This window comes from Vibrio sp. YMD68 (assembly GCF_029958905.1).
GTDB lineage: Bacteria > Pseudomonadota > Gammaproteobacteria > Enterobacterales > Vibrionaceae > Vibrio.
Window position 1 is genome coordinate 2,670,842 of record NZ_CP124614.1, and the last position, 24,133, is coordinate 2,694,974.

General features: G+C 44.8%; 19 protein-coding genes, 2 tRNA genes and 1 pseudogene. 8 read left to right on the plus strand and 14 right to left on the minus strand.

All coding sequences use genetic code 11. The annotated features are described in order from the left end of the window. Window positions 1–100: 100 nt before the first annotated feature. The 4 genes and pseudogenes from QF117_RS18125 (at window position 101) to QF117_RS18140 (ending at window position 5,956) form a co-directional block, all read left to right on the plus strand. Window positions 101–550 carry a hypothetical protein gene (locus QF117_RS18125; RefSeq protein ID WP_282387392.1) on the plus strand — a complete coding sequence of 150 codons (450 nt, stop codon included), beginning with the start codon at window positions 101–103 and terminating at the stop codon, window positions 548–550. Between the two features lie 72 nt (window positions 551–622). Then, window positions 623–4,000 (plus strand): annotated as a pseudogene (gene gltB / locus QF117_RS18130) (glutamate synthase large subunit); the annotation flags it as partial. A 17-nt stretch (window positions 4,001–4,017) separates the two neighbouring features. Next, window positions 4,018–5,430: an FAD-dependent oxidoreductase gene (locus tag QF117_RS18135; RefSeq protein WP_282387393.1), complete on the plus strand. Its 1,413-nt coding sequence runs from the start codon at window positions 4,018–4,020 to the stop codon at window positions 5,428–5,430. Window positions 5,431–5,524: 94 nt separating this feature from the next. Next, the gene (locus QF117_RS18140) at window positions 5,525–5,956 is read left to right on the plus strand and encodes a DUF1499 domain-containing protein (protein WP_282387395.1); all 432 of its coding nucleotides are present in this window, start codon (window positions 5,525–5,527) and stop codon (window positions 5,954–5,956) included. A gap of 122 nt (window positions 5,957–6,078) precedes the next feature. Here QF117_RS18140 and truB read toward each other — a convergent pair whose 3' ends face one another. From truB to rlmE, 12 genes are all read right to left on the minus strand, one after another. Continuing rightward, window positions 6,079–7,029, minus strand: coding sequence for a tRNA pseudouridine(55) synthase TruB (gene truB, locus QF117_RS18145; protein WP_282387397.1), 951 nt, complete (start codon window positions 7,027–7,029; stop codon window positions 6,079–6,081). Beyond that, window positions 7,029–7,448, minus strand: coding sequence for a 30S ribosome-binding factor RbfA (gene rbfA, locus QF117_RS18150; protein WP_282387399.1), 420 nt, complete (start codon window positions 7,446–7,448; stop codon window positions 7,029–7,031). Before rbfA ends, truB begins: the two co-directional genes overlap by 1 nt. 108 nt (window positions 7,449–7,556) lie before the next feature. Then, window positions 7,557–10,253, minus strand: a complete 2,697-nt coding sequence (gene infB / locus QF117_RS18155; protein WP_282387402.1) for a translation initiation factor IF-2 — start codon at window positions 10,251–10,253, stop codon at window positions 7,557–7,559. A 21-nt stretch (window positions 10,254–10,274) separates the two neighbouring features. Then, a complete protein-coding gene (gene nusA / locus QF117_RS18160; protein ID WP_282387404.1) occupies window positions 10,275–11,762 on the minus strand; it encodes a transcription termination factor NusA in 1,488 nt (495 codons plus the stop codon). A gap of 38 nt (window positions 11,763–11,800) precedes the next feature. Then, window positions 11,801–12,256, minus strand: a complete 456-nt coding sequence (gene rimP / locus QF117_RS18165) for a ribosome maturation factor RimP (protein WP_017035435.1) — start codon at window positions 12,254–12,256, stop codon at window positions 11,801–11,803. Between the two features lie 213 nt (window positions 12,257–12,469). Further along, a tRNA-Met gene (locus tag QF117_RS18170) sits at window positions 12,470–12,546 on the minus strand. A gap of 54 nt (window positions 12,547–12,600) precedes the next feature. Then, window positions 12,601–12,685 (minus strand) — tRNA-Leu (locus QF117_RS18175). A 20-nt stretch (window positions 12,686–12,705) separates the two neighbouring features. Further along, on the minus strand, window positions 12,706–13,041 hold the full coding sequence (secG, locus tag QF117_RS18180; RefSeq protein ID WP_017036724.1) for a preprotein translocase subunit SecG: 336 nt from the start codon (window positions 13,039–13,041) through the stop codon (window positions 12,706–12,708). Window positions 13,042–13,297: 256 nt separating this feature from the next. Next, on the minus strand, window positions 13,298–14,638 hold the full coding sequence (gene glmM / locus QF117_RS18185) for a phosphoglucosamine mutase (protein ID WP_282387409.1): 1,341 nt from the start codon (window positions 14,636–14,638) through the stop codon (window positions 13,298–13,300). Window positions 14,639–14,665: 27 nt separating this feature from the next. Next, window positions 14,666–15,496, minus strand: coding sequence for a dihydropteroate synthase (folP, locus tag QF117_RS18190; protein ID WP_282387412.1), 831 nt, complete (start codon window positions 15,494–15,496; stop codon window positions 14,666–14,668). Window positions 15,497–15,568: 72 nt separating this feature from the next. Beyond that, window positions 15,569–17,554, minus strand: a complete 1,986-nt coding sequence (ftsH, locus tag QF117_RS18195) for an ATP-dependent zinc metalloprotease FtsH (protein ID WP_282387413.1) — start codon at window positions 17,552–17,554, stop codon at window positions 15,569–15,571. Between the two features lie 108 nt (window positions 17,555–17,662). Continuing rightward, window positions 17,663–18,292: a 23S rRNA (uridine(2552)-2'-O)-methyltransferase RlmE gene (gene rlmE, locus QF117_RS18200; RefSeq protein ID WP_017036720.1), complete on the minus strand. Its 630-nt coding sequence runs from the start codon at window positions 18,290–18,292 to the stop codon at window positions 17,663–17,665. Window positions 18,293–18,420: 128 nt separating this feature from the next. Between rlmE and yhbY the strand changes: the two genes are divergently transcribed. Beyond that, a complete protein-coding gene (gene yhbY, locus QF117_RS18205; RefSeq protein ID WP_282387414.1) occupies window positions 18,421–18,717 on the plus strand; it encodes a ribosome assembly RNA-binding protein YhbY in 297 nt (98 codons plus the stop codon). Window positions 18,718–18,800: 83 nt separating this feature from the next. On the opposite strand, the gene greA is transcribed toward yhbY, so the two are convergent. Next, entirely contained in the window at window positions 18,801–19,274 is a 474-nt protein-coding gene (greA, locus tag QF117_RS18210) for a transcription elongation factor GreA (RefSeq protein WP_282387415.1), read from the minus strand. A gap of 430 nt (window positions 19,275–19,704) precedes the next feature. Between greA and QF117_RS18215 the strand changes: the two genes are divergently transcribed. Both QF117_RS18215 and dacB read left to right on the plus strand, forming a co-directional pair. After that, on the plus strand, window positions 19,705–20,712 hold the full coding sequence (locus tag QF117_RS18215) for a porin (protein WP_282387416.1): 1,008 nt from the start codon (window positions 19,705–19,707) through the stop codon (window positions 20,710–20,712). 119 nt (window positions 20,713–20,831) lie between these two features. Next, on the plus strand, window positions 20,832–22,271 hold the full coding sequence (gene dacB, locus QF117_RS18220) for a serine-type D-Ala-D-Ala carboxypeptidase (RefSeq protein WP_282387417.1): 1,440 nt from the start codon (window positions 20,832–20,834) through the stop codon (window positions 22,269–22,271). Window positions 22,272–22,388: 117 nt separating this feature from the next. Here the strand turns inward: dacB and QF117_RS18225 are convergent, their stop codons facing one another. Further along, window positions 22,389–23,234 (minus strand): magnesium transporter, encoded by an 846-nt coding sequence (locus QF117_RS18225; RefSeq protein WP_282387418.1) that lies wholly within the window; start codon window positions 23,232–23,234, stop codon window positions 22,389–22,391. A 429-nt stretch (window positions 23,235–23,663) separates the two neighbouring features. Here QF117_RS18225 and QF117_RS18230 point away from each other — a divergent pair, with 429 nt between their 5' ends. Then, window positions 23,664–24,080, plus strand: a complete 417-nt coding sequence (locus tag QF117_RS18230; RefSeq protein ID WP_282387419.1) for a YbaN family protein — start codon at window positions 23,664–23,666, stop codon at window positions 24,078–24,080. The last annotated feature ends 53 nt before the right edge of the window (window positions 24,081–24,133 follow it).

Consider the following 24,133-nt stretch of genomic DNA (forward strand, 5'->3'; position numbering starts at 1 on the left):
TAAGAAAGGTTTAGATATAGCTAATGCTGCTGGAAGATTCTTAGGAAAAGGGAAAGGTAGTTCTGCAAGCGGTAAAGGTGGGTTTCAAGACCTAGGCGCGATGCCAGTATTCGTTGTTAACATGCCAAGTGGAGGTATGGGCGGTCTAGGTGGTGACGTTCCAGATGGGAAAAACCCTAAAGGAGGTAAGCCATCTAACTCTAGGTTTATGAGCCTTTCTAATTTAGCAGCTGCTACCACAGTGGGTTATGGTCTATCTATTATCCCTGACTTTTCTCCTATCAATGTTCGTCGCCAGTCTGAAGTTGATAGAAGTCAACTGCCAGAAGGTTTCCCTGTTTCGGCTGGGTTGATGGATGTAGTAGACGACTTCCGGAAATGGTTTTCATCAAGTCCGAGTAATGAAGGGGTAGTAAACAATCCATATTTGTCCTCCAATACGGGGGGAAATATAAACGTAGATGTATCTGTCAGTGATGACCGAATCACAACAAAGGTCACTTCATCTTCACCGACTATTAAAATCGACCCTGACACAGGTGCAAATTAACAATTAATTAACATCTTGCTATTGTTCATTTTGGTAGGGTGCAATTGTTCAAAACGCGCGACGCTGCACAATGTCATAACAAAAGATAAACTCATCACATTAGCGTCAGAAGTCGGAATATGGGATTACGCACCAGATGAAGTGGCTGAAAAAGGGCGTGTTGGCCCCGGTGAGCTTCTGGTGATTGACACCCGAAAAGGCAAACTGTGGCAGTCCTGTGAAATTGATAACGATCTTAAAGGTCGCCACCCATATAGAAGCTGGATGGAAAAAAATGTCCACAAACTCACGCCTTTTTCAGAGCTTTCAGATACACAGGTAGGACAACGAACGCTGAATGAAGATCAGCTAAAAACCTACCAGAAACAGTTTGCTATGAGCAATGAAGAAGTTGACCAAGTACTGCGTGTGCTCGGTGATATGGGCCAGGAAGCGACAGGATCCATGGGCGATGACACACCAATGGCGGTGTTATCTTCCAAAGCCCGCCTGGTAACTGATTACTTCCGTCAGAAATTTGCTCAGGTGACTAACCCACCCATTGATCCTTTGCGTGAAAAGCATGTCATGTCACTGGCGACAAGCATCGGCCAAGAGATGAATGTGTTTTGTGAAACGGACGGTCATGCCCATAGAGTCAGTTTTGACTCACCAGTGCTGCTCTACTCCGACATGCAGCAACTGCTCAACCTAGATCAAAAATACTATTCACATTGCCTGTTAAACATTAATTACGACCCGAAAAAAACAGAACTAAAACAAGCGATTATCGAGCTGTGTGAGGCCAGTGTTGAAGCGGTAAAAAACGGCAATGTATTGATTGTTCTCTCTGATCGTGTGTTGACGAAAGGCAAACTGCCCATCCCTGCTGCAATGGCCGTTGGTGCCGTACAAACTCGATTGGCAAACGAAAATTTGCGTTGTGATACCAATATCATCGTTGAGTCAGGGGCAATTCGCGATCCCCATCAATTTGCCGTTTTGATCGGTTTTGGTGCCACCGCTATTTACCCTTATCTTGCTTATGAAACCTTAGGCAAAATTGTCGATGATGGGGCGATTAATAAAAGCTACCGCGACGTCATGCAAAATTATCAATACGGGATCAACAAAGGCCTGTACAAAATCATGTCGAAAATGGGAATTTCGACCATTGCCTCATATCGATGCTCTCAACTGTTCGAAGCCGTCGGATTACATCAAGATATTGTACAGCTTTGCTTCAGTGGTGTTGCCTCACGCATTCAAGGGGCAAACTTTGACGACTTCCAACAAGATCTATTCAATCTATCTCAAAAAGCGTGGGCCAAACGTAAGCCTATCGATCATGGCGGGCTGTTAAAGTATGTGCATGATGGTGAGTTCCATGCCTATAACCCTGATGTTGTCAGTACCCTACAAAAAGCGGTCAAAACCGGTGAAATAACCGACTATCAGCACTATTCTAAGCAGGTCAATACGCGCCCTAATGCGATGTTACGTGACTTGATGGAACTCAAGGGAGCGGACGTTCCCCTGCCATTAGACAGCGTTGAACCCAACACTGAACTCTTTAAGCGCTTTGACTCAGCAGCCATGTCTATTGGTGCGTTAAGCCCTGAAGCGCATGAAGCACTCGCGATTGCAATGAATAAATTGGGGGGCTACTCGAACTCCGGAGAAGGCGGTGAAGACCCTCGTCGATTCGGCACAAACCGTAACTCACGAATCAAGCAGATCGCCTCAGGCCGATTTGGTGTCACGCCACATTACCTAGTGAATGCTGATGTTCTGCAAATAAAAGTAGCCCAAGGCGCAAAACCCGGTGAGGGCGGCCAACTCCCAGGTCATAAAGTAACCGCGGAAATCGCCAAGCTTCGTTATTCGGTTCAAGGGGTGACGTTAATCTCCCCTCCTCCGCATCATGACATCTATTCCATCGAAGATTTGGCTCAGCTTATATTCGATTTGAAGCAAGTGAACCCGAACGCCTTAGTGTCTGTAAAGCTCGTATCAGAGCCTGGTGTTGGGACAATCGCAACCGGCGTCGCAAAAGCCTACGCCGATTTAATCACGATTTCTGGGTACGATGGTGGCACAGCAGCAAGCCCATTAACGTCAGTAAAATACGCAGGTAGCCCTTGGGAATTGGGTCTTGCTGAAACTCAACAAGCGCTTGTTGCCAATGGCCTACGTCATAAAATCCGCCTCCAAGTCGACGGTGGATTAAAAACAGGGCTAGATGTCATTAAAGGCGCGATCTTAGGTGCTGAAAGCTTTGGCTTTGGTACGGCTCCAATGGTCGCGCTAGGTTGCAAGTTCTTACGAATTTGTCACCTAAACAACTGTGCGACTGGGGTTGCTACCCAAGATGAAACGCTTAGAAAAGAGTACTTCAAGGGGCTGCCTGAAATGGTGGTTAATTACTTTATCGGTCTTGCCGAAGAAGTCCGTGAGCACCTTGCTGAACTCGGCGTAGAAAAACTCACTGATTTGATTGGTAGAACCGACTTACTTGAAGCAGCTTCAGGGTTGACTGCCAAACAAAATAAACTGGATCTTTCTCATATTCTAGAGAAGCCAGTGTCACCGCAGAACCATCCACTTTACTGGACCGAACCTAATGTCCCTTTTGATACCGCAGAGCTCAACCAAAAGATTCTCGATCAAGCCAAAGGTGCCTTTGAATCGCAGCAATCCATTAATCTTTACTACGATGTGATCAACACTGACCGCTCAATAGGGGCAAGGCTCTCTGGTGAAATCGCCAAGAAATATGGCAACCAGGGCGTAGCTGCTACTCCGGTAAAACTGCACCTGAATGGCACCGCAGGACAATCTTTAGGGGTGTGGAATGCAGGAGGAGTAGAGCTTTACTTAACCGGTGATGCTAACGATTACGTCGGGAAAGGAATGGCTGGCGGAAAAATTGTAATCAAACCTCATACCGGAACGACTTTCATTTGTAATGAAGCCACCATTATCGGTAATACATGTTTATACGGTGCTACCGGAGGAAAGCTGTTTGCTGCAGGAACGGCGGGGGAGCGGTTTGGCGTGCGAAACTCAGGGACGATCGCGGTCATTGAAGGTGCCGGCGACAATGCTTGTGAATATATGACAGGAGGCATTGTTGCTATTTTAGGCGCGACAGGTGTCAATTTTGGCGCCGGTATGACAGGTGGATTTGCTTATGTTCTGGACCAAAACGATGATTTCCAAGGCCGAGTGAATAATGAATCGGTAGAGGCGATTTCGCTTTCTGAACTGGTCATACACCAAGAGCATCTTCGTGGTTTAATTGATGAACACCTTGTGGAAACAGGCTCTAGCCATGCAGAGAAGATTTTAAGTAACTTTGATGAATGGATTCCGAAGTTCTACTTAATTAAACCCCAAAACGCGGATCTGCGAACGCTGTTAGGCCATCAAAGTCGAAGCGCTGCAGAACTACGTGTTCAAGCACAATAATTGGAAGGAACCAAATAATGAGCCAGAACATATACCAATTTATTGACGTGAATCGCGTAGATCCAGCGAAAAAGCCCGTCAAAATCCGTAAGATAGAATTCGTCGAAATATACGAACCTTTTACAAAACAGCAAGCTAAAGCACAAGCCGACCGTTGCCTAGACTGCGGCAATCCATACTGCGAATGGAAGTGCCCGGTTCACAACTACATTCCTCAGTGGCTAAAACTGGCGAATGAAGGTCGTATTATCGAAGCGGCAGAGCTCTCTCATCAAACTAACAGCTTGCCTGAGGTTTGTGGCCGGGTTTGCCCACAAGATAGACTCTGTGAGGGATCTTGTACCATTAATGAAGACTTTGGCGCTGTCACCATCGGTAATATCGAGAAGTACATTAACGACAAAGCATTTGAAATGGGCTGGACGCCCGATATGTCTAACGTGGAATGGACAGATAAAAAAGTCGCCATCATTGGAGCGGGCCCAGCGGGTCTTGCTGCTGCTGATGTTTTAGTCCGTAACGGTGTTAAGCCAGTTGTCTTTGATCGTTACCCCGAAATCGGGGGTCTTTTGACGTTTGGCATTCCCTCTTTCAAGCTAGAAAAAGGGGTAATGGAAAATCGCCGTCGAATATTCAGTGACATGGGAATTGAATTCAAACTCAACATAGAAGTTGGTAAAGACATCGAAATGCAATCGCTGATCGACGACTACGATGCCGTCTTTATCGGTGTTGGGACGTACAAAAATATGCGCGCGGGGTTGGCTAACGAAGACGCACAAGGTGTTTATGATGCACTGCCGTTTCTTATTTCGAATACATATAAGGTAATGAACCTAACCAGTCCTGATCCATACATCGATATGTCCGGTAAAAATGTGGTCGTTCTTGGAGGCGGTGACACCGCGATGGACTGTGTCAGGACGTCCATTCGCCAGGGTGCGAATAACGTTATCTGTGCCTACCGACGTGATGAAGAAAACATGCCTGGCTCTCGTAGAGAAGTAAAAAATGCACAAGAAGAAGGCGTTAACTTTATGTTTAACCTTCAACCTCTTGGTATTGAAGTGAACGATAGTGGGCAAGTAATGGGTATCAAGGTGGTTAAAACGGCACTCGGAAAGCCTGATGAAGCCGGGCGCCAACGACCGAAGCCCGTTCAAGGGAGTGAACATACTTTAGAGGCTGACGTTGTCATTATGGCATTTGGTTTCCAGCCTCACTCAATGCCTTGGCTACAACCATTTGGCGTAGACCTCGATCAATGGGGAAGAATACAAGCACCTTCCGATCAAGAATTTCAATATCAAACGAGTAACAAAAAAATATTTGCTGGGGGCGATGCAGTAAGAGGCTCCGATCTTGTGGTCACCGCCATCGATGAAGGCCGAAAAGCAGCCGGTGGTATTCTAGACTATCTTGAAGTGTAGATTGACCTGTAGACTTTTTAGGCAATACTCTATAGGATCCGTTAGTCGGGTCCTTTATTTTTCTTATTGACCAATAACTTATTGGAATAACACTATGTTGCGATCCTGTATCTTCGCTTTATCAATCCTCACCTTACTGACAGCCTGTAGCCAAGGTTCAAGGAATATCATTGATCGCACCGCTTTACCTTGCGGTGATAGCCCTAATTGTGTTTCAACTGAAGATGATAGAGAGCAGCACCACCTTATCGCCTTTCAGCTCAAAAGCACCGCCAGTATCGATGACATTGAAGAGGTTGCTTTACAGCTTTCTGGCGCTAAAACAGCGGCAAAAGAAGGGAATTATCTCAGAATCGAATGCACGTCAAGCATCCTTCGCTTCACTGATGATCTCGAACTCAAACTCAACGGCACAACACTCATGGTTCGTTCTGAATCTCGAATCGGTTATTCGGACTTCGGCGTCAATAGAGATCGAGCCGAGGAGTTAAGAGCGATGTTATTCTCCGCTCAATTGATCATGTAGCGCGATGCTCTCCATAGAGATAGATATCATGAAATAGAAAAGTCGAAGCTAAGCTTCGACTTTTTTAATTTTAATATCACGCATAGCGATGACTAGCGACTATTTACGATCTATGAGAGTGGCTAGACTGACTCTTCTTCTGTAAAGACAACCAGACGCTTCGGAGCGACTTTACCGTTATCGTCAATCACAGCAACACCGATGAATAACTTTTCATCTCCGCTGGTCATCCGCACGGTTCCTTCCGCTGGCGCACCAAATACCTGAACAGGCATGCCGTGTTGAACAAGATCCGTCAATTCAGCATTCATGTTCACTTCGGGTAGATCTTCTACCGCCGTATCCATCGGCATTAACAATGGATCGAGGAGCTCACGTGGTGCAACTTCATCACGCTCAGCTTGCTCTAACAATTCGTTAAGTTGCTCTAGAGTGACCATCTTCTCATACGGGTATTTCGCAACACCTGTACGACGTAGATACGTTACGTGAGCGCCACAACCTAGCATTTCACCGAGGTCATCAGTGATGGTTCGGATGTAAGTCCCTTTTGAACAGTGAACTTCCATCTCAATCTCATCACCTTCAAAACGAAGCAGTTCAATAGAGTAAACGGTAATTTTACGTGATTCACGTGGCACCTCGATCCCTTCACGAGCGTACTCATAAAGTGGACGACCTTGGTGTTTCAGCGCAGAGAACATTGAAGGAACTTGGTCTGTTTCACCTTTGAAACTCGCGACACAGCGTTCAAGCTGCTCACGTGTGACATTAACATCACGAGTTTCAACCACTTCACCATCAGAATCTGAGGTATTGGTTCGTTCCCCTAGTTTTGCTTTAACCACATAACGTTTGTCGGAATCGAGCAAGAACTGAGAGAACTTCGTCGCTTCACCCAAGCAAATAGGTAACATGCCAGTCGCCAGAGGATCCAGCGCACCAGTATGGCCTGCTTTCTGGGCAAAGTAGATTCGCTTAACTTTTTGCAAAGCATCGTTAGAAGAAATACCGGTCGGTTTATCGAGTAAGATAACTCCGTTGACTGGACGACCCTTACGACGGCGAGCCATTACTTGCCTTCCTCTTCAGAACCGTTTACGTCTTCGTCACGTCCTGCTTCAGTTTGCTTTCGCTTATCTTCGTTCAGTATTTCGCTAACTAAGTTAGACATGCGCATACCTTCTACCAATGTATCATCGTAGGTAAAACGAACTTCAGGAGTTAGGCGGTGACGAATACGTTTACCGAGAGCCATACGTACCGGAACTTCATGCTCTTTTAGCGCAGCTAGACAACTTTCAGGGGTTTGCTCGCCCACACATAGGAAAGTAACAAATACTTTTGCGTACGCTAAATCTCTTGATACTTCTACGTCAGAGATGGTCACCATCCCTAAACGAGAGTCTCGAACTTCGCGTTGAAGAATAATCGCGAGTTCCTTTTGTAGCTGCTGTGACACGCGTTGTGTGCGGCTAAATTCTTTTGACATAATCATTTCTCACAAATAGAAAGAATGGGGGGATGGCCAAAGCCAGCCCCCCATGGTGCATTCAACAACCGATTACCTTGCCTTTATATAGGCGGGTAACTTTATCAATTAGTCGAGTGTACGTTTAATTTCAACGATTTCGAATACTTCGATTTGGTCACCAGCGCGAACATCATTGTAGTTCTTAACGCCGATACCACATTCGTAGCCATTCTTAACTTCTTGAACGTCATCTTTAAAGCGACGAAGTGATTCTAGTTCACCTTCGTAAATAACCACGTTTTCGCGTAGTACGCGGATTGGGTTGTTACGCTTAATGATGCCTTCAGTAACCATACAACCAGCGATTGCGCCCAGCTTAGGTGACTTAAATACGTCACGTACTTCAGCAAGACCAATGATTTCTTGCTTGAATTCTGGAGCAAGCATACCGCCCATTGCTTGTTTAACTTCATCAATCAATTGGTAGATGATTGAGTAATAACGTAGATCTAGGTTTTCAGTATCAACCGTACGACGAGCCGTTGCATCAGCACGCACGTTGAAACCTAAGATGATAGCGTTTGAAGCAGCTGCAAGAGTAGCATCCGTTTCAGTGATACCACCCACACCCGAACCGACGATGTTCACTTTAACTTCGTCAGTCGATAGTTTCAGCAGTGAATCAGAAATCGCTTCAACTGAACCTTGAACGTCACCTTTCAGTACCACATTCAGTTCCGCAACTTCACCCGCTTCCATGTTAGAGAACATGTTCTCTAGCTTAGATTTCTGTTGACGAGCTAGTTTCACATCACGGAATTTACCTTGACGGTAGTTCGCGACTTCACGAGCTTTACGCTCATCACGTACTACTGTTGCTTCGTCACCTGATGATGGAACACCAGATAGACCGATAATTTCTACAGGGATAGATGGGCCAGCTTCGAAGATCTCTTTACCATTCTCATCGCGCATTGCACGAACACGGCCGTATTCTTGACCACAAAGAAGGATATCACCCTTATTCAATGTACCAGACTGTACAAGAACAGTAGCTACTGGACCACGACCTTTATCTAGGCGAGATTCAACAACAACACCTGACGCCATGCCTTCTTTAACAGCAGTAAGTTCAAGAACTTCAGACTGTAGAAGGATAGTTTCTAAAAGACCATCGATGTTTGTCCCTTGTTTCGCAGAGATGTGAACAAACATGTTCTCACCGCCCCACTCTTCTGGGATAACGTCGTATTGAGATAGCTCATTCTTAACGTTGTCTGGGTTCGCATCTTCTTTATCGATTTTGTTTACAGCGATAATAAGAGGTACGCCCGCCGCTTTCGCGTGTTGAATCGCTTCAACCGTTTGTGGCATAACACCATCATCAGCGGCAACCACAAGAACAACGATATCTGTCGCTTGAGCACCACGAGCACGCATAGCAGTAAACGCTGCGTGTCCAGGAGTATCAAGGAACGTGATCATGCCGTTATCAGTTTCTACGTGGTATGCACCGATATGTTGAGTAATACCGCCCGCTTCACCAGAAGCAACGTGTGCTTTACGGATGTAATCAAGTGTCGATGTTTTACCGTGGTCAACGTGACCCATGATAGTAACAACTGGAGCACGAGCTTCAACAAGCGCATCGTTATCACGATCAGCCAGTACGGCTTCTTCAAGTTCATTCTCTTTACGAAGAATAACCTTGTGACCCATTTCTTCAGCAACTAAGGCCGCTGTTTCTTGGTCGATAACTTGGTTAATGGTTGCCATTGCGCCCATTTTCATCATCACTTTGATAACTTCAGTGCCTTTCACTGACATTTTGCTTGCCAGTTCAGAGACAACGATAGTCTCACCGATAGCAACATCAGATTTCGCTACGGTTGCTGTTTTATCAAAGCCATGCTGCATTGACGTTGGTTTAGCCAGTTTGCCTTTATTGCGACCGCCTCGACCACCGCGTTGATTACGACCGTTACGCTCTGGTGTCGCTGCTGGTGCTTTTTTCTTCTTCTTACGACGGTTACCACCACCTTCTTCTTTGCGATCCGCTGCATCTTCAGCTTCACGAGCATAAGTAGAAGTCGTGATGTGGTAATCAGCTGTTTTCTCTTGCTCTTTTTTCTTTTTCTCTTCTTCACTCCAACGCTCTTGGTTTTCTTCCGCGAGTTTACGAGCTTCTTCAACAAGTTTGGCCGCTTCTTGTTCAGCTTTACGTTGGGCTTCTTCTTCCTGACGACGTTTTAGTTCGTCAGCTTCTTTCTTAGCTTGCGTATTAACGTCAGCATTTTTTGCATTCATGTCTTTTTTAGCCTTTTCAGCTTGTGCACGCTGAGCCTTTTCTTCCGCATTACGTTTTGCATCCGCTTCACGTTTTGCTTTCTCTTCGGCTTCGCGTTTTGCTTTCTCTGCAGCATCACGTTTCGCTAACTCTTCCGCTTCGCGTTTCGCTAGCTCTTCCGCTTCACGTTGTGCTGCTTCCTCAGCCTCACGTTTAGCTTCGTCATCGACTGTACTGCGCTTCACATAAGTACGCTTCTTACGTACTTCTACTTGAACATCTTTACTCTTACCACCACTTGCAGAAACACTGAGTGTACTGCGCGTTTTTCTCTGTAGTGTTAAACGAGTAGGCTCTGTTTCGCCTGATGTATCACCGTGTTCTTTCTTTAAATGAACGAGCAGCTTTTGCTTCTCTTCATCTGATACTTGATCGCCGCTAGCTTTCTTCATGCCTGCGTCAGCAAGTTGCTCAACTAAGCGGTCAACTGGCGTACCAATCTCTTCACTTAGCGCTTTTACTGTTAGTTGCGTCATTCCGCTACCTCCTTGCTGAAATTATTCTTCGTCACCGAACCAACAAATGTTACGCGCTGCCATAATAAGCTCGCCCGCACGCTCTTCTGTTAGTCCTTCAATATCTTCTAGCTCATCAACACCTTGATCCGCTAGGTCTTCTAGTGTTGCTACACCTTTAGCAGCCAGTTTAAACGCGAGTTCACGCTCCAAGCCTTCTAAAGCAAGTAAGTCTTCAGCTGGTTCAACACCGTCAAATGTTTCTTCTTGAGCGAGTGCTAAAGTGGTCAGTGCATCTTTAGCACGACTGCGTAGCTCTTCAACCATGTCTTCGTCTAGGCCGTCAATTTCTAGCAGCTCATGAACAGGGACATAAGCAATTTCTTCTAGTGTTGAGAAACCTTCTTCAGACAACATTTCAGCAAAGTCTTGCTCTATATCTAGGTGCTTCATGAAGCTCTCAACAGCAGCCTGAGATTCTTCTTGGTGCTTCTTCTGTAGATCTTCAACTGTCATCACGTTCAATTCCCAACCGGTAAGTTGAGAAGCTAGACGAACATTCTGACCGTTACGACCGATAGCTTGAGCTAGGTTGTCAGGTTCTACAGCGATGTCCATTGAGTGTGCATCTTCATCGACGATGATTGACGCAACATCAGCTGGTGCCATTGCATTAATAGCAAATTGAGCTGGGTTATCATCCCAAAGAACGATATCAATACGCTCGCCACCCAGTTCACCAGAAACCGCTTGAACACGAGCACCACGCATACCCACACACGCACCAACAGGATCGATACGACGATCATTGGTTTTCACGGCAATTTTAGCACGTGAACCTGGATCGCGAGCACCGGCTTTTAGTTCAATAAGCTCTTCGCCAATTTCAGGTACTTCAACACGGAAAAGCTCGGCAAGCATTTCAGGCTTAGAACGAGTGACAAACAACTGGAAGCCACGAGCTTCTGGTTTTACTGCGTACAATAAACCACGAACACGATCGCCTGGGCGGAAATTTTCGCGAGGTAGTTGATCATCACGCAAGATAACAGCTTCAGCATTGTTACCAAGATCCATAATCACAGTTTCGCGATTCACTTTCTTAACAACACCGGTTACTAGCTCACCTTCGTTGTCAATAAACTGCTCTACGATTTGTGCACGTTCAGCTTCACGTACTTTTTGTACGATAACTTGCTTCGCTGTTTGCGTCGTAATACGGTCAAAGGTTACTGAAGGAATATCGTCTTCAACGAAGTCGCCAATAGTCAAAGTTTCATCTTCGTATTGTGCTGCTTCTAATGAAATTTCTTTGGTTGGATTTTCTACTTCTTCAACTATTTCCCAACGACGGAAAGTTTCGAACTCACCCGTTTTGCGATCAATTTCTACACGAACTTCAATTTCAAGTGCATGCTTTTTCTTAGTAGACGTAGCAAGTGCTGTTTCAAGTGCCTCAAAAATACGCTCACGAGGTACGGCTTTCTCATTAGAAACCGCCTCAACTACCGCTAAAATTTCTTTACTCATTCTATCTAGCCTCTTAAGCTCAAATTTTTCTAGGAGAACTAAAATTTAGGAATCAGGTTTGCTTTCGAGATATTGCTCAATGCAAAACTCTCTTGCTTACCTTCAACAACGACTGAAATTGTCTCACCATCGACAGAGTGAATATCACCCTTCCATTTACGACGATTTTCGACAGCCATTTTCAAAACGATGTTGACCTCGTGACCAATAAACTGTTCGTAGTGTGCTGCTGTGAAAAGTGGTCTTTCAAGACCTGGAGAAGACACTTCTAGGTTATAAGCCACTGAAATTGGATCTTCTACATCCAAAACGGCACTCACTTGACGACTCACTTCTGAGCAGTCATCTACGTTAATGCCGTTTGCATGATCGATATAGATACGCAGCGTTGAGTGCTCGCCTGCACGAATAAACTCTAATCCAACTAACTCATAGCCTGATGCAGATACTGGCGCATCAAGCATGTCAGTAAGTTGTCTCTCTAAACCAGTCATTTAAACCACTCCAGAAACAAAAAAAGGGCATAGAGCCCAATTTAAATCCCAAGCAACAACCCAGCTTCAATTAAAAAGCTAGATAACAAAAAACCCCGATATAGTCGGGGTTTTTTATTGCTGGACCCTTTATTCGTTAAAGATTAAGCATCTTTAACTCACAGTAATGAATGACTATTACTGCGCAAACTTGTCCACAAATCCCAAAAGGATTGGTTGCGGGAGCCGGATTTGAACCGACGACCTTCGGGTTATGAGCCCGACGAGCTACCAAACTGCTCCATCCCGCGTCCGACTTGCTGTGCATTATACGCTCAACAAGGTGATTTACAAGTTTGTAAATATGGTGCCGAGAGAGGGACTTGAACCCTCACACCCTAAGGCACTAGCACCTCATGCTAGCGTGTCTACCAATTTCACCATCTCGGCAGCTAAATCATTGAATTAGCTTATTGAGGAATCTCGTCGCCACTTTCGGCTGGGATTTCACTCACTACATCTTCAGCTTGTTGGATTACTTGACCTTGAGTTGGGTCGATCCATTGTGACTCAGTCTTACTTGTAGACATATTGCCAAGCACTAAGCTAAGGATGAAAAATACTGTTGCAAAAATTGCAGTCATTCGGGTTAGGAAATTCCCTGAGCCACCAGCACCAAACACAGTGTTTGAAGCGCCAGCACCGAATGAGGCTCCCATATCTGCGCCTTTACCTTGCTGAATCAACACAAGGCCAATTACACCGAGCGCTGCCAACAGGTAAGTCACAAGTAGAACTGAAAACATGATGTCCACCTATGTTCCAAATTGTTGAGCCAGCGCCGTTTAAAAACTTGCTAAAGCAATACTTTTAAAACAAGGCTAGCGACCTCCTAACTGAAGGCCGAGCAATACTAGCGAAAGCCGTGTGCGCTGACAAGAAGATTTTAAGAAAAACACCCTTAATATGTACTAAGCGGTCAAAAAAAGGGCAAATAGCGAGTTTATAGTGTGTGAGTATTGAAAATTGGCGATAACGCCCCCTCAACACTCACCCCACTGGCTAACAGCTTTCTTTAACGGCTGTGGCGATTTTAGATGCAGAGGCTTGAACAAGCTCAGCGTCTTCCCCTTCAACCATGACTCGCAGTAGCGGCTCTGTGCCCGATTTACGCAGTAATACGCGCCCCTTAGCACCCAGTTGCGATTCGACTTCGGTTACCGCTTGTTTGACGGCTTCGGCTTCAAGTGGATTAGAGTCACCGCTAAAGCGTACATTCTCAAGAACCTGTGGGTATAACGTCATACCTTGCGATAGCTCATTAAGCGACATTTCACTTCCAACAATGGAGGCAATCACTTGAAGCGCAGCAACAATAGCATCACCCGTCGTGACTTTATCAAGCAGAATGACGTGTCCTGAGTTTTCTGCACCAATCTTCCAATCACGTTCCAGAAGCTTCTCCATCACGTATCTGTCACCAACTGATGCTCGCACAAATGGAATGCCTAGTTGCTTAAGGCCATTTTCCATACCTAGATTGGTCATCAAGGTACCGACAACGCCACCTTTCAATTCACCACGACGCAGAGCATCACGAGCAATAATGTAAGCGATTTGGTCACCATCGACTTTATTGCCAAATTCATCAACCATGATGATGCGATCGCCATCACCATCAAACGCTACGCCTAAGTGCGCCTTCTCTTCTACTACGCGCTTTTGTAACGCTCGAACATCGGTCGCACCGACTTCGTGATTGATGTTGGTTCCATTAGGCTCTACACCAATCGTCACTATTTCTGCGCCCAGCTCTGTAAAAACACTCGGAGCAATATGATAAGTTGCCCCATGCGCACAATCGATCACGACTTTTAATCCAGATAGGCTCAATTCACTTGGGAAAGTACTTTTACAAAACTCTATGTATCGTCCGGCCGCATCGTTAAGTCGCATCGCTTTACCAAGCAGGGCAGAGTCCACACATTCAATGTCTTTATCCATCTCGGCTTCAATCGCCAACTCGATGTCATCGGGCAGTTTTGTACCTTCTGATGAAAAGAATTTGATGCCATTATCGTAATATGGGTTGTGTGACGCTGAGATAACGATCCCTGCTTCAGCACGAAATGTTTGGGTTAGATATGCGACAGCGGGAGTTGGCATCGGCCCTGTTAAAGTAGCCTTAAGACCAGCTGCAGCCAAACCTGCCTCTAATGCAGACTCTAGCATATAGCCCGAGATGCGAGTGTCTTTACCGATGATGACTTTTTTTGTGCCTTGCTTTGCCAGCACACGGCCAGCAGCCCAGCCCAGCTTTAATACAAAGTCAGGCGTAATTGGATACTGCCCTACTTTGCCTCGCACACCGTCGGTGCCGAAATAACGTCTTTTATCTGACATTTTAATTCCTTTATAAATAGATTCGGGCTACAGATTATTGTTCATGGTTGTAATGATCTTCATTGCTTCCAATGTTTCTTCAACATCATGAACGCGTATAATCTGTGCTCCTTTTATTGCAGCAATCGTTGCGCAGGTAACACTCGCTACCATGCATTCAGCAGGCTTTTTATCTAAAAGCCTAAAAATCATTGACTTGCGAGACATACCAGCCAGGATCGGCATGCCTAATTGATGAAATTTATCCAGATGTGCAAGCAGGTGGTAATTATGCTCTAAGGTCTTACCAAATCCAAAGCCAGGATCGAGAATAATTTTAGAGGCATCAATCCCTTTCGCTTCACACGCTTGCACACGTTCAGAGAGGAAAGCACTGATATCCTCGATAACATCTGAATAATGGGGGTTGTTTTGCATCGATCGTGGCTGACCTTGCATGTGCATTAAACAAATCGGTACTTGCGCTTTTGCGGCTACGTCTAATGCACCAGGCTCTTGTAACGCACGAACATCATTGATGATATCAGCTCCGGCCAGGATCGCTTGCTCCATAACTTCGGCTTTGCTTGTATCAATGGATATCCAAACATCTGAACGCTCACGAATGGCTCGAATGATAGGAATCACGCGATTCAATTCTTCATCGAGAGACACATCAGGAGCACCTGGTCTGGTTGACTCTCCGCCGATGTCGATAATGCTAACCCCCGCAGCTATCATCTTATCCGCTTGTACTATTGCAGGTCCTAGAGAGGAGAACTCTCCTCCGTCAGAAAATGAATCCGGTGTGACGTTGAGTATCCCCATAACTTGAGGAGTGGAGAGATCTAACTGTTTGTTGTTTGATGTTATTTTCATAGCTCTAATATATAGATAGCTCTAAAACACAAAAACCCCGAGATATCTCGGGGTTTACATTAGTGAATAAGGTTACTCTGCGTCTTTTTTATCTGCAGATTGCTCATCATTATCGTTCGCTTCAGTAGACTTATCTTGAGTAGACTGAGCTTTCGCTTTGTCATCTTCAGATGTTTTGTCGTCTTCAGGCTTTTTCGCTGACTCTTTTTCGATATCAGCTTGAGGCTTGTCTTGATCACCCCAGCCAGCTGGTTCACGAATCTCTGATTTGCGCTCCATTAGATCGTCAATTTGGCCTGCATCAATGGTTTCGTACTTAACCAGTGCGTCTTTCATTGCGTGCATGATATCCATATTGTCTTCTAGGATTTGTCTCGCTCGAGCGTAGTTACGGTCAATCAGAACACGAACTTCATCATCGATGAGTTTAGCGGTATCGTTTGATACGTGCTTAGTTTGTGTTACTGATCGGCCAAGGAACACTTCGCCTTCGTCTTCTGCATACAGCAGAGGGCCGAGTTTTTCAGAGAAGCCCCACTGAGTGACCATCTTACGAGCAATATCCGTTGCACGTTCAATATCGTTGGATGCGCCTGTGGATACTTTATCCAAACCATAGATAAGTTCTTCAGCCAGTCGGCCACCATAAAGGCTAGAAATCATCGACTCTAAATGTTGACGGTTCATACTTACACGATCTTGCTCAGGTAAGTACATGGTGACACCCAGCGCACGGCCACGTGGAATGATTGATACCTTGTACACAGGATCGTGCTCTGGTACTAAGCGTCCAACAATAGCGTGCCCTGCTTCATGGTATGCAGTTGATTCTTTCGTGTCTTCAGACAAGACCATTGAACGGCGCTCTGCACCCATCATAATCTTATCTTTCGCCAACTCGAACTCAACCATAGAGACATTGCGCTTGTTGCTACGCGCTGCAAACAATGCGGCTTCGTTAACAAGGTTAGCAAGATCAGCACCAGAGAAACCGGGTGTACCACGAGCAATCAGCGACGGTTCAACATCCCCCGCTAGAGGAACTTTGCGCATATGAACTTTCAGGATTTGCTCACGACCACGTACATCTGGCAAACCAACCACCACTTGACGGTCAAAACGACCAGGTCGAAGCAATGCTGGATCCAATACGTCCGGGCGGTTAGTTGCAGCAATGACGATGATACCTTCATTACCTTCAAAACCATCCATTTCAACAAGCATTTGGTTCAATGTTTGTTCACGTTCATCGTGACCACCACCAACACCGGCACCACGTTGGCGACCGACGGCATCAATTTCATCGATGAAAATAATACATGGCGCGGCTTTCTTCGCTTGTTCAAACATGTCACGAACACGAGAGGCACCAACACCAACAAACATTTCTACGAAATCAGAACCTGAAATAGTGAAGAAAGGTACTTTTGCTTCACCAGCAATGGCTTTCGCTAAAAGTGTTTTACCCGTACCAGGAGGACCCACCAAAAGAATACCGGTTGGGATTTTACCCCCCAACTTTTGGAATCGGCTAGGATCACGCAAGTAATCAACCAGCTCTTTCACATCTTCTTTAGCTTCGTCACAGCCTGCGACATCACCAAATGTCGTTTTGATCTGTTCTTCGCTCATCATACGAGCTTTACTTTTACCAAACGACATCGCGCCTTTGCCGCCGCCGCCTTGCATTTGACGCATGAAGAATATCCATACACCAATCAGTAAGATCATAGGGAACCAAGAAATAAAGATAGTCCCTAGAAGACTTTGCTCTTCTGGAGGTGTACCTTGAACTTTCACATTTTGGTTAATGAGGTCATCTAGAAGCTTCTCATCATATACCGGCATGTATGTGACAAAACGAGAGCCACCTCCACGACGAGTAAAGGCAATTTCTTGACCTTTAAAAGTTGCTTCCTGAATCTGGCCTTGGCCAACTTCCTGTACAAACGTGGTGTAATCTACTGATCTGCCATTACTTTCTCCAGGGCCAAAGCTCTGGAAAACTGACATTAAAACAACAGCAATAACAAGCCACAGAATTAAATTTTTTGCCATGTCACTCAAGGTGTAAGCCTCTCGATAACTAATTGTAATTAAAGGTAGGGTACTACAGTTTAACACCTGTAGCTATAGTGTTAACGTTCGCCTTTAGTGGCGAAATGGTTAACCTTTGTAACCAGTGGCTACGATGTAGACTTCTCTCGAGCGAGCTCTTGAGGAATCTGGCTTTCTTATTTTTACTACTTTAAACAAGCTACGAACTTCTTTGACATAATCATCGAAGCTTTCGCCCTGGAAAACCTTAACAGCAAAGCTACCATTAGGTGCCAGAACTTGTCGACACATATCTAAAGCTAATTCCACTAAATACATTGAACGAGGTTGATCAACGGACGCATTTCCCGCCATATTAGGTGCCATGTCTGACATGACAACATCAACCATACTTGGTTGAATTCTATCGAGTAACGCTTCTAATACAGCATCTTCACGAAAATCACCCTGTAAAAAGCTTACACCAGCAATGGGATCCATAGGCAGTAAATCACAAGCAATAATTTGCCCTTCATCACCCACTATTTTAGCCGCGTATTGAGACCAACCACCAGGGGCTGCCCCCAAATCGACAACCGTCATGCCAGGGGAAAATAACTTATCTTTAAGATGGATCTCTTCCATTTTAAAGTAAGCACGAGAACGATAGCCTTTTTTACGAGCTTCATTAGCGTACTTATCGTCGAAATGTTCCTTCAACCAACGGCCTGAGCTGGCTGAGTGTTTTTGTTTACTCATTAGATACCTAAATTAAAGGGCAAAAACCCAATCGCAATATACATAAGACTAATAAATTATAGTCTTCAGCATTAGATGGCGTTAAAATAGCTTTTTTCAACCCTAACCAAAAATAAATTGGCCGCATAATGAACTTAAGCACCAAACAAAAGCAGCACCTTAAAGGCCTAGCGCACAGTCTAAAACCTGTCGTGCTTATGGGCGCGAATGGACTCACCGAAGCTGTTCTAGCGGAAATCGAAATTGCTCTTGATCACCACGAATTGGTCAAAATTAAGATTGCTTCTGAAGATCGTGATACTAAGCAACTGATTATTGATGCCATTGTTCGTGAAACTAAAGCAGAAAAAGTACAGTCTATTGGCAAAGTACTGGTCCTGTTCCGTCAATCAGAGCAACGTAAAATCGACATCCCACGCAAATAATTTGTCTTTTGATTATTGTAGTGTGAAAAAAGGTCGCATGATGCGACCTTTTTAGTATCTGTAGCGATTAATCGCCGGACAAATTAGATATATTCTACTTTATCTATCTCAAAGTCTTTCTCACCGCCCGGTGTAGAAATAACGACCTCATCACCTTCGTGTTTGCCAACCAAACCACGAGCAATTGGCGATTTTACTGAAATACGACCCGATTTAATATTCGCTTCATCTTCAGAGACAATTTGATATTTCACTTCTTCATCGGTATCGACATCGATCAACGTAACAGTAGTACCGAAAATAATTTTTCCGGTATTTTCCATTTTCGTCACGTCGATAATTTGAGCAACCGATAGCTTATATTCGATATCGCGGATCTGTGCTTCACAAATACCCTGCTCTTCTCGAGCGGCATGATATTCAGCATTCTCTTTCAAATCGCCGAGCTCACGAGCTTCACCAATTGCGGCTGAAATAATCGGACGCAACTTAAGCAATCTTTCTAATTCATCACGTAGCTGCTTTTCGCCACGTACAGTCATTGGAACCTTTTCCATATATACCTCTATGCCAAAGGGAACTTTGGACAAAACAAAACCCCCCGAACCATATTTATTCAGGTGGTTTATTGGTGGATCAACTTTCTGTAGTGTAAACAAACTTGCCGTTTAAATCATTAAAATTTACTTGGATAGAATCTCAAAATCGCAATCCTAACAATAGGCAAACATTAGCGATTCGCGCGTCCTATCGTTTGGCTTCATCATCTCTCTTAGGCAAAAACTCTCTATCACCGTTAAGTCCGAGAGATCCAAGGCCTAAACGTTCTCATGCTGTACAACACAAAAAACCATCAATGGAACTTATGACATAAATCTTACATATGAAACTTGATTTAAAGCAGTATAAGGCCGAGGATACATGTGCGCAGAGGTTGAAGTACCTCGCAAAAGTAACTATTTATGGACAATAAAATAGGACAATAAAATGAACAAGACTCTAATTGCTCTAGCGGTGGTAGCTGCAGCAGGTACAACAACTATCAATGCAGCTGAGCTATACAACCAAGACGGTAACTCTGTGGATATGGGCGGTCGTGCAGAAGCTCGTCTATCTCTTAAAGATGGCAAAGCCGATGACAAGTCTCGTATTCGTCTTAGCTTCCTTGGTAAGGCTGAAATCACGGAAAGTCTATACGGCGTTGGCTTCTGGGAAGGTGAATTCACAACTAACGAACAAGGTAATGTTGATAGCAGCAATGATCTGAACACTCGATACGGCTATGGCGGTATAGGTGGCAACTTTGGTGAGGTTGCCTACGGTAAAACAGCAGGTGCTCTTGGTGTAATTACTGACTTTACCGATATCATGGCATATCACGGTAACTCTGCGGCTTACAAAATCGCCGTTGCAGACCGCACGGATAATATGATTTCTTACAAAGGTTCCTTTTCTGACCTAGACCTTAAAGCTAGCTATCGCTTTGCTGACCAAGATTCTAGCTCTGGCGAATTCAAAGATAATAAAGCCGATGGCTTCTCGCTATCTGGTATTTATTCTGTAGCTGACACGGGGCTTACTCTTGGTGCAGGTTATGCGGATGCAAACCAAACCGTAGAGGGTGTACTGCTTGATCGCAACCAATACATGCTTGCCGCTTCTTATTCAATCAACGATTTATACTTCGCTGGTACTTTCGTTGATGGGCAAGATAAAACGGTTAGTGGGTCTAAAACTGACAACACTGGTTACGAATTCGCCGCTGCTTACACTATGGGTAAGACTGTATTTACAACTAGCTACAACTACTTAGAAGCAAAAGCCTCAGGCACTTCTGCAGATGTTGCGGACAACGTAGCCATTGATGCAACATACTACTTCAAGCCGAACTTCCGTAGCTACATTTCATACAACTTCAACCTGCTTGATTCCGATAAAGTGGGTAAAGTTAAATCAGAAGACGAGCTTGCACTCGGTCTACGTTACGACTTCTAATTTCTTTCCATAAATGCTCAATTAAAATGCCTGCATCTAGCAGGCATTTTTTTATCTCGCTATACTCACTCTTCATTGTTGTATTCTCTTACAGGTAACATCAAGCTAGGTTTTCTATCATGCTCTCTCATATTCATTTCCTTTACCTTATTATTGCCATTCTATTCTCTAGTAGCAGCCTTGCGTATTCTCCTACGTCAGCACTCCCAGCTGGCAGCAGAAATAGCTTGATATTAGAAAGCCTCTCTAGCCCTAAAGCGACCTCTCTGTCAGAAAATACCGAGCAACTATTCCCACCAGCCAGTACCTTAAAACTGGTCACCGCGCTCGCAGCCAAACTGGAACTGGGCGACGATTTCCATTACCAAACCTCACTTTTAAGGTATCAAGACGACTTAATCATCCAGTTCTCAGGCGATCCCACCCTGACCACGCAAAACCTACGCGACATGTTGCAAAGCGCCAAAACCAGTGGGACTCACCGCATCAAGGGGGATATTTGGCTCGATAATTCAATTTTTTCTGGCTACGATCGCGCGGTAGGATGGCCTTGGGATATTCTTGGGGTTTGCTATAGCGCACCAGCCAGTGCCATAACTCTCGATGAAAACTGTGTTCAAGCGTCCATATATACGTTGGATACTGGCTTAACACGGGTATACGTTCCCGAGCAGTTTCCTATTCATGTCTCTACTAAAGCGCGTACCGTCAGCAAAGTTGAGCAAGAAAGTAGCCAATGCGACCTAGAACTCCTTACAAAAAGTAATAATCAGTACCAACTCAACGGATGCTTAGTGGAGCGAAGTCAACCTCTTCCACTCAAATTTGCTGTACAAAGCCCAGAGCAATACACCACACGCATGGTCTACACCCTTTTAAATCAACTTAATATCGAGCTATACGGGTCAGTAAAAGTAGGGCGTCCAGGCTCTTCCTTTGATGCTTCTGCAACAACACTTTTGACGCTGCATAAGTCTGCAACACTACCTGCACTGCTCGATGTCATGCTAAAGAAATCCGATAACCTAATTGCAGATAACTTAACCAAAACCATTGGTCAGCATTTCTACCTTCAGCCAGGAAGTTTCACTAATGGTACATCAGCCATGAAACAAATCATTTGGGCCAAGACTGGAATTAATTTGGAACAAGCACGGCTGGTCGATGGCTCAGGGCTTTCTCGTAACAATCGACTCACCAGTCACGATATGGCGTCGATATTACGGTACATCTGGATAAATGATGATGAACTTAATCTTGTTCAAGCTATGCCAACATCCGGTGAAACAGGAACGCTGCAGTACCGCAGCAGTATGCGTAAAGCACCGATTAAAGGGCAGATCATTGCCAAGAGTGGTTCCGTGTATGGCAGTTATAATATGGCAGGGTACGGTCTGGATGAAAATGGGAAACCTAGCTCGTTATTCGTTCAGTTCGTCACTGACTATCACCCAATAAAAGCAAGTAACAACAAGCCGGTTATCGCTCCTATTACTCAATTTGAGCAATATTTCTACCAGGATATCGTCTCATTCAGCCAACAAGTGTCTAAGCCGTAACGGTGTTGACCTTACCTTTAAGTTTAATCAGGAATCGTATTTAGCCCTTGCTTGTCTCGTCCTAAAAGAGATCAACAAAGCAATAAGGGCTAAATGCGTATTAAGGTCTTACCATTCTTAGCCAATACCTAGAAAATAATTCACGACAGTGAAATAGACCCACATTCCTGAAATATCAACAATTGACGCGAGTACCGGGCTGACTAGAACCGCAGGATCGAGCTTAACGGCTCTTGCTACGATAGGTAACACGCCACCGAGTGTGGTTGATAGGGTCACCTGAATAAACAACGCAACAGCAATCGCCAGTGCAATCACATTCAGGTCAAAACCACCTGCAGACGACGGATCGCTAAACAACAGGATTCGACCAACCATGACGATGGAAATGGCCAAGGCCAAACAAACCGCCACACGGCTTTCTTTCCAAAGCACCGCAAGCCATTGTCTTTTTTTAAGCTCTCCAGTGGCTAAGGCCCGAATGACAAGGGTTGCAGCCTGAGTCCCGGTATTACCACCCGCCGCAGCGATAACCGGCATGTATATCGCCAGTAATACCAACTGACTCAATGTATCTTCATATTGTGCAATGATTAAACCTGAAACAATGCCCAATAAAGCCAGAGCAATGATCCAACCAATACGTTGCTTAACATGCTCCATCACACTGGTGGTTAAGTATCCTTCAGCCGTTTCCACTTCCGAATGAATAATGCCCAGCTGGTGAGCGTAGTGTCTGGCTCGTTTGTCGTGCCCTTCCCCTTCCAGCAAACTGATAAGTTGTTGCACATAACCCACAGAGCAGTGATGCAATATCGCCACCGCTTCTTCAATAGGCATGACCGTTAAAAGATGTAACTGCTTCTCTTGGTCATATTGCAAAAAAGCGTTACGCGCAGCACCAATCTCTTCACGAGAAAAGTGAGGTGTATTTTCAATGTAAGTACTGTTCATTACCGTCATGGCGAATCTCCCGATTGGCAAAGGTAACGACCATCACGCATAAGTGGTTATAGCTATTTTTAAAAGCGATATAAAACCCTACAACACAAATGTGCTGCAAGCTTATGGTGTCTAGAAAGAAATGGAGAAAAATACAGGGGGAAGATGAAACATGCCCTACCACAAAGGTAGGTGCGGAGATCGCCAATACCGACGTGGTTACTTTTCTCCCTTCATACTAGGAGGATGGTCGGTATTGTTCATAGTTAGCTCCGAATAAACTGCTCTAACAGCAGCGCGGCAAATGGTATCAAACCGATACAAACAGGTCAGCTAAATTTTGATCATTTCTCTTATCTACTGACAAATTGATTGCTAATTTATTGCCAATTCAAATTATTTCATCCCATACTCTAATGATAAAAAAACAAACGATATGCTAGGTGAATAATGACAGATGAAATGAAACGTCGTCCACTTTCCAAAGCGTACATAAAGCGCAAAGGCTACATCTGTATAGGGTGGACCAGTGTAATTCTTGGAACCATTGGGGTCACCGTTCCGCTGCTGCCGACCGTTCCTTTTATCTTACTGGCTCTTTATTGCTTTGGTTCGGCCTCTCCCAAGTTTCAACAATGGCTTCTCAATCACCCAAGACTGGGCGCTCTAGCCCGCAGATTAAAAGAAAATCAGGGGCTGACTCCGATAGAAAAAACACAATCTCTGGTTGTTATCTGGCTCTCTATGGGCAGCGTTTTATACCTCATCGCTTATGGCACGCACTGGCAATACGCAATCATCGCACTGTTACTATTTGAGACCTGGTTTATCTTACGGTTTAAAACCTGCACGAAAAAAGCGCCCTAAGGCGCTCTATATCTTTGACTTCTTATTGATTAAGGATTATCAATCCACATTAA

What these genes read in the sequence shown, in the direction of transcription:
- QF117_RS18140 (WP_282387395.1), top strand. Translation starts at nt 5,525, where the DNA reads ATGTTGCGATCCTGTATCTTCGCTTTATCAATCCTCACCTTACTGACA.
- ftsH (WP_282387413.1), bottom strand. Translation starts at nt 17,554, where the DNA reads ATGGCAAAAAATTTAATTCTGTGGCTTGTTATTGCTGTTGTTTTAATG.
- glmM (WP_282387409.1), bottom strand. Translation starts at nt 14,638, where the DNA reads ATGTCAGATAAAAGACGTTATTTCGGCACCGACGGTGTGCGAGGCAAA.
- nusA (WP_282387404.1), bottom strand. Translation starts at nt 11,762, where the DNA reads ATGAGTAAAGAAATTTTAGCGGTAGTTGAGGCGGTTTCTAATGAGAAA.
- rimP (WP_017035435.1), bottom strand. Translation starts at nt 12,256, where the DNA reads ATGACTGGTTTAGAGAGACAACTTACTGACATGCTTGATGCGCCAGTA.
- QF117_RS18215 (WP_282387416.1), top strand. Translation starts at nt 19,705, where the DNA reads ATGAACAAGACTCTAATTGCTCTAGCGGTGGTAGCTGCAGCAGGTACA.
- greA (WP_282387415.1), bottom strand. Translation starts at nt 19,274, where the DNA reads ATGGAAAAGGTTCCAATGACTGTACGTGGCGAAAAGCAGCTACGTGAT.
- QF117_RS18135 (WP_282387393.1), top strand. Translation starts at nt 4,018, where the DNA reads ATGAGCCAGAACATATACCAATTTATTGACGTGAATCGCGTAGATCCA.
- QF117_RS18125 (WP_282387392.1), top strand. Translation starts at nt 101, where the DNA reads ATGCCAGTATTCGTTGTTAACATGCCAAGTGGAGGTATGGGCGGTCTA.
- QF117_RS18230 (WP_282387419.1), top strand. Translation starts at nt 23,664, where the DNA reads ATGACAGATGAAATGAAACGTCGTCCACTTTCCAAAGCGTACATAAAG.
- truB (WP_282387397.1), bottom strand. Translation starts at nt 7,029, where the DNA reads ATGGCTCGCCGTCGTAAGGGTCGTCCAGTCAACGGAGTTATCTTACTC.
- folP (WP_282387412.1), bottom strand. Translation starts at nt 15,496, where the DNA reads ATGAAAATAACATCAAACAACAAACAGTTAGATCTCTCCACTCCTCAA.
- dacB (WP_282387417.1), top strand. Translation starts at nt 20,832, where the DNA reads ATGCTCTCTCATATTCATTTCCTTTACCTTATTATTGCCATTCTATTC.
- yhbY (WP_282387414.1), top strand. Translation starts at nt 18,421, where the DNA reads ATGAACTTAAGCACCAAACAAAAGCAGCACCTTAAAGGCCTAGCGCAC.
- infB (WP_282387402.1), bottom strand. Translation starts at nt 10,253, where the DNA reads ATGACGCAACTAACAGTAAAAGCGCTAAGTGAAGAGATTGGTACGCCA.
- secG (WP_017036724.1), bottom strand. Translation starts at nt 13,041, where the DNA reads ATGTTTTCAGTTCTACTTGTGACTTACCTGTTGGCAGCGCTCGGTGTA.
- QF117_RS18225 (WP_282387418.1), bottom strand. Translation starts at nt 23,234, where the DNA reads ATGACGGTAATGAACAGTACTTACATTGAAAATACACCTCACTTTTCT.
- rbfA (WP_282387399.1), bottom strand. Translation starts at nt 7,448, where the DNA reads ATGTCAAAAGAATTTAGCCGCACACAACGCGTGTCACAGCAGCTACAA.
- rlmE (WP_017036720.1), bottom strand. Translation starts at nt 18,292, where the DNA reads ATGAGTAAACAAAAACACTCAGCCAGCTCAGGCCGTTGGTTGAAGGAA.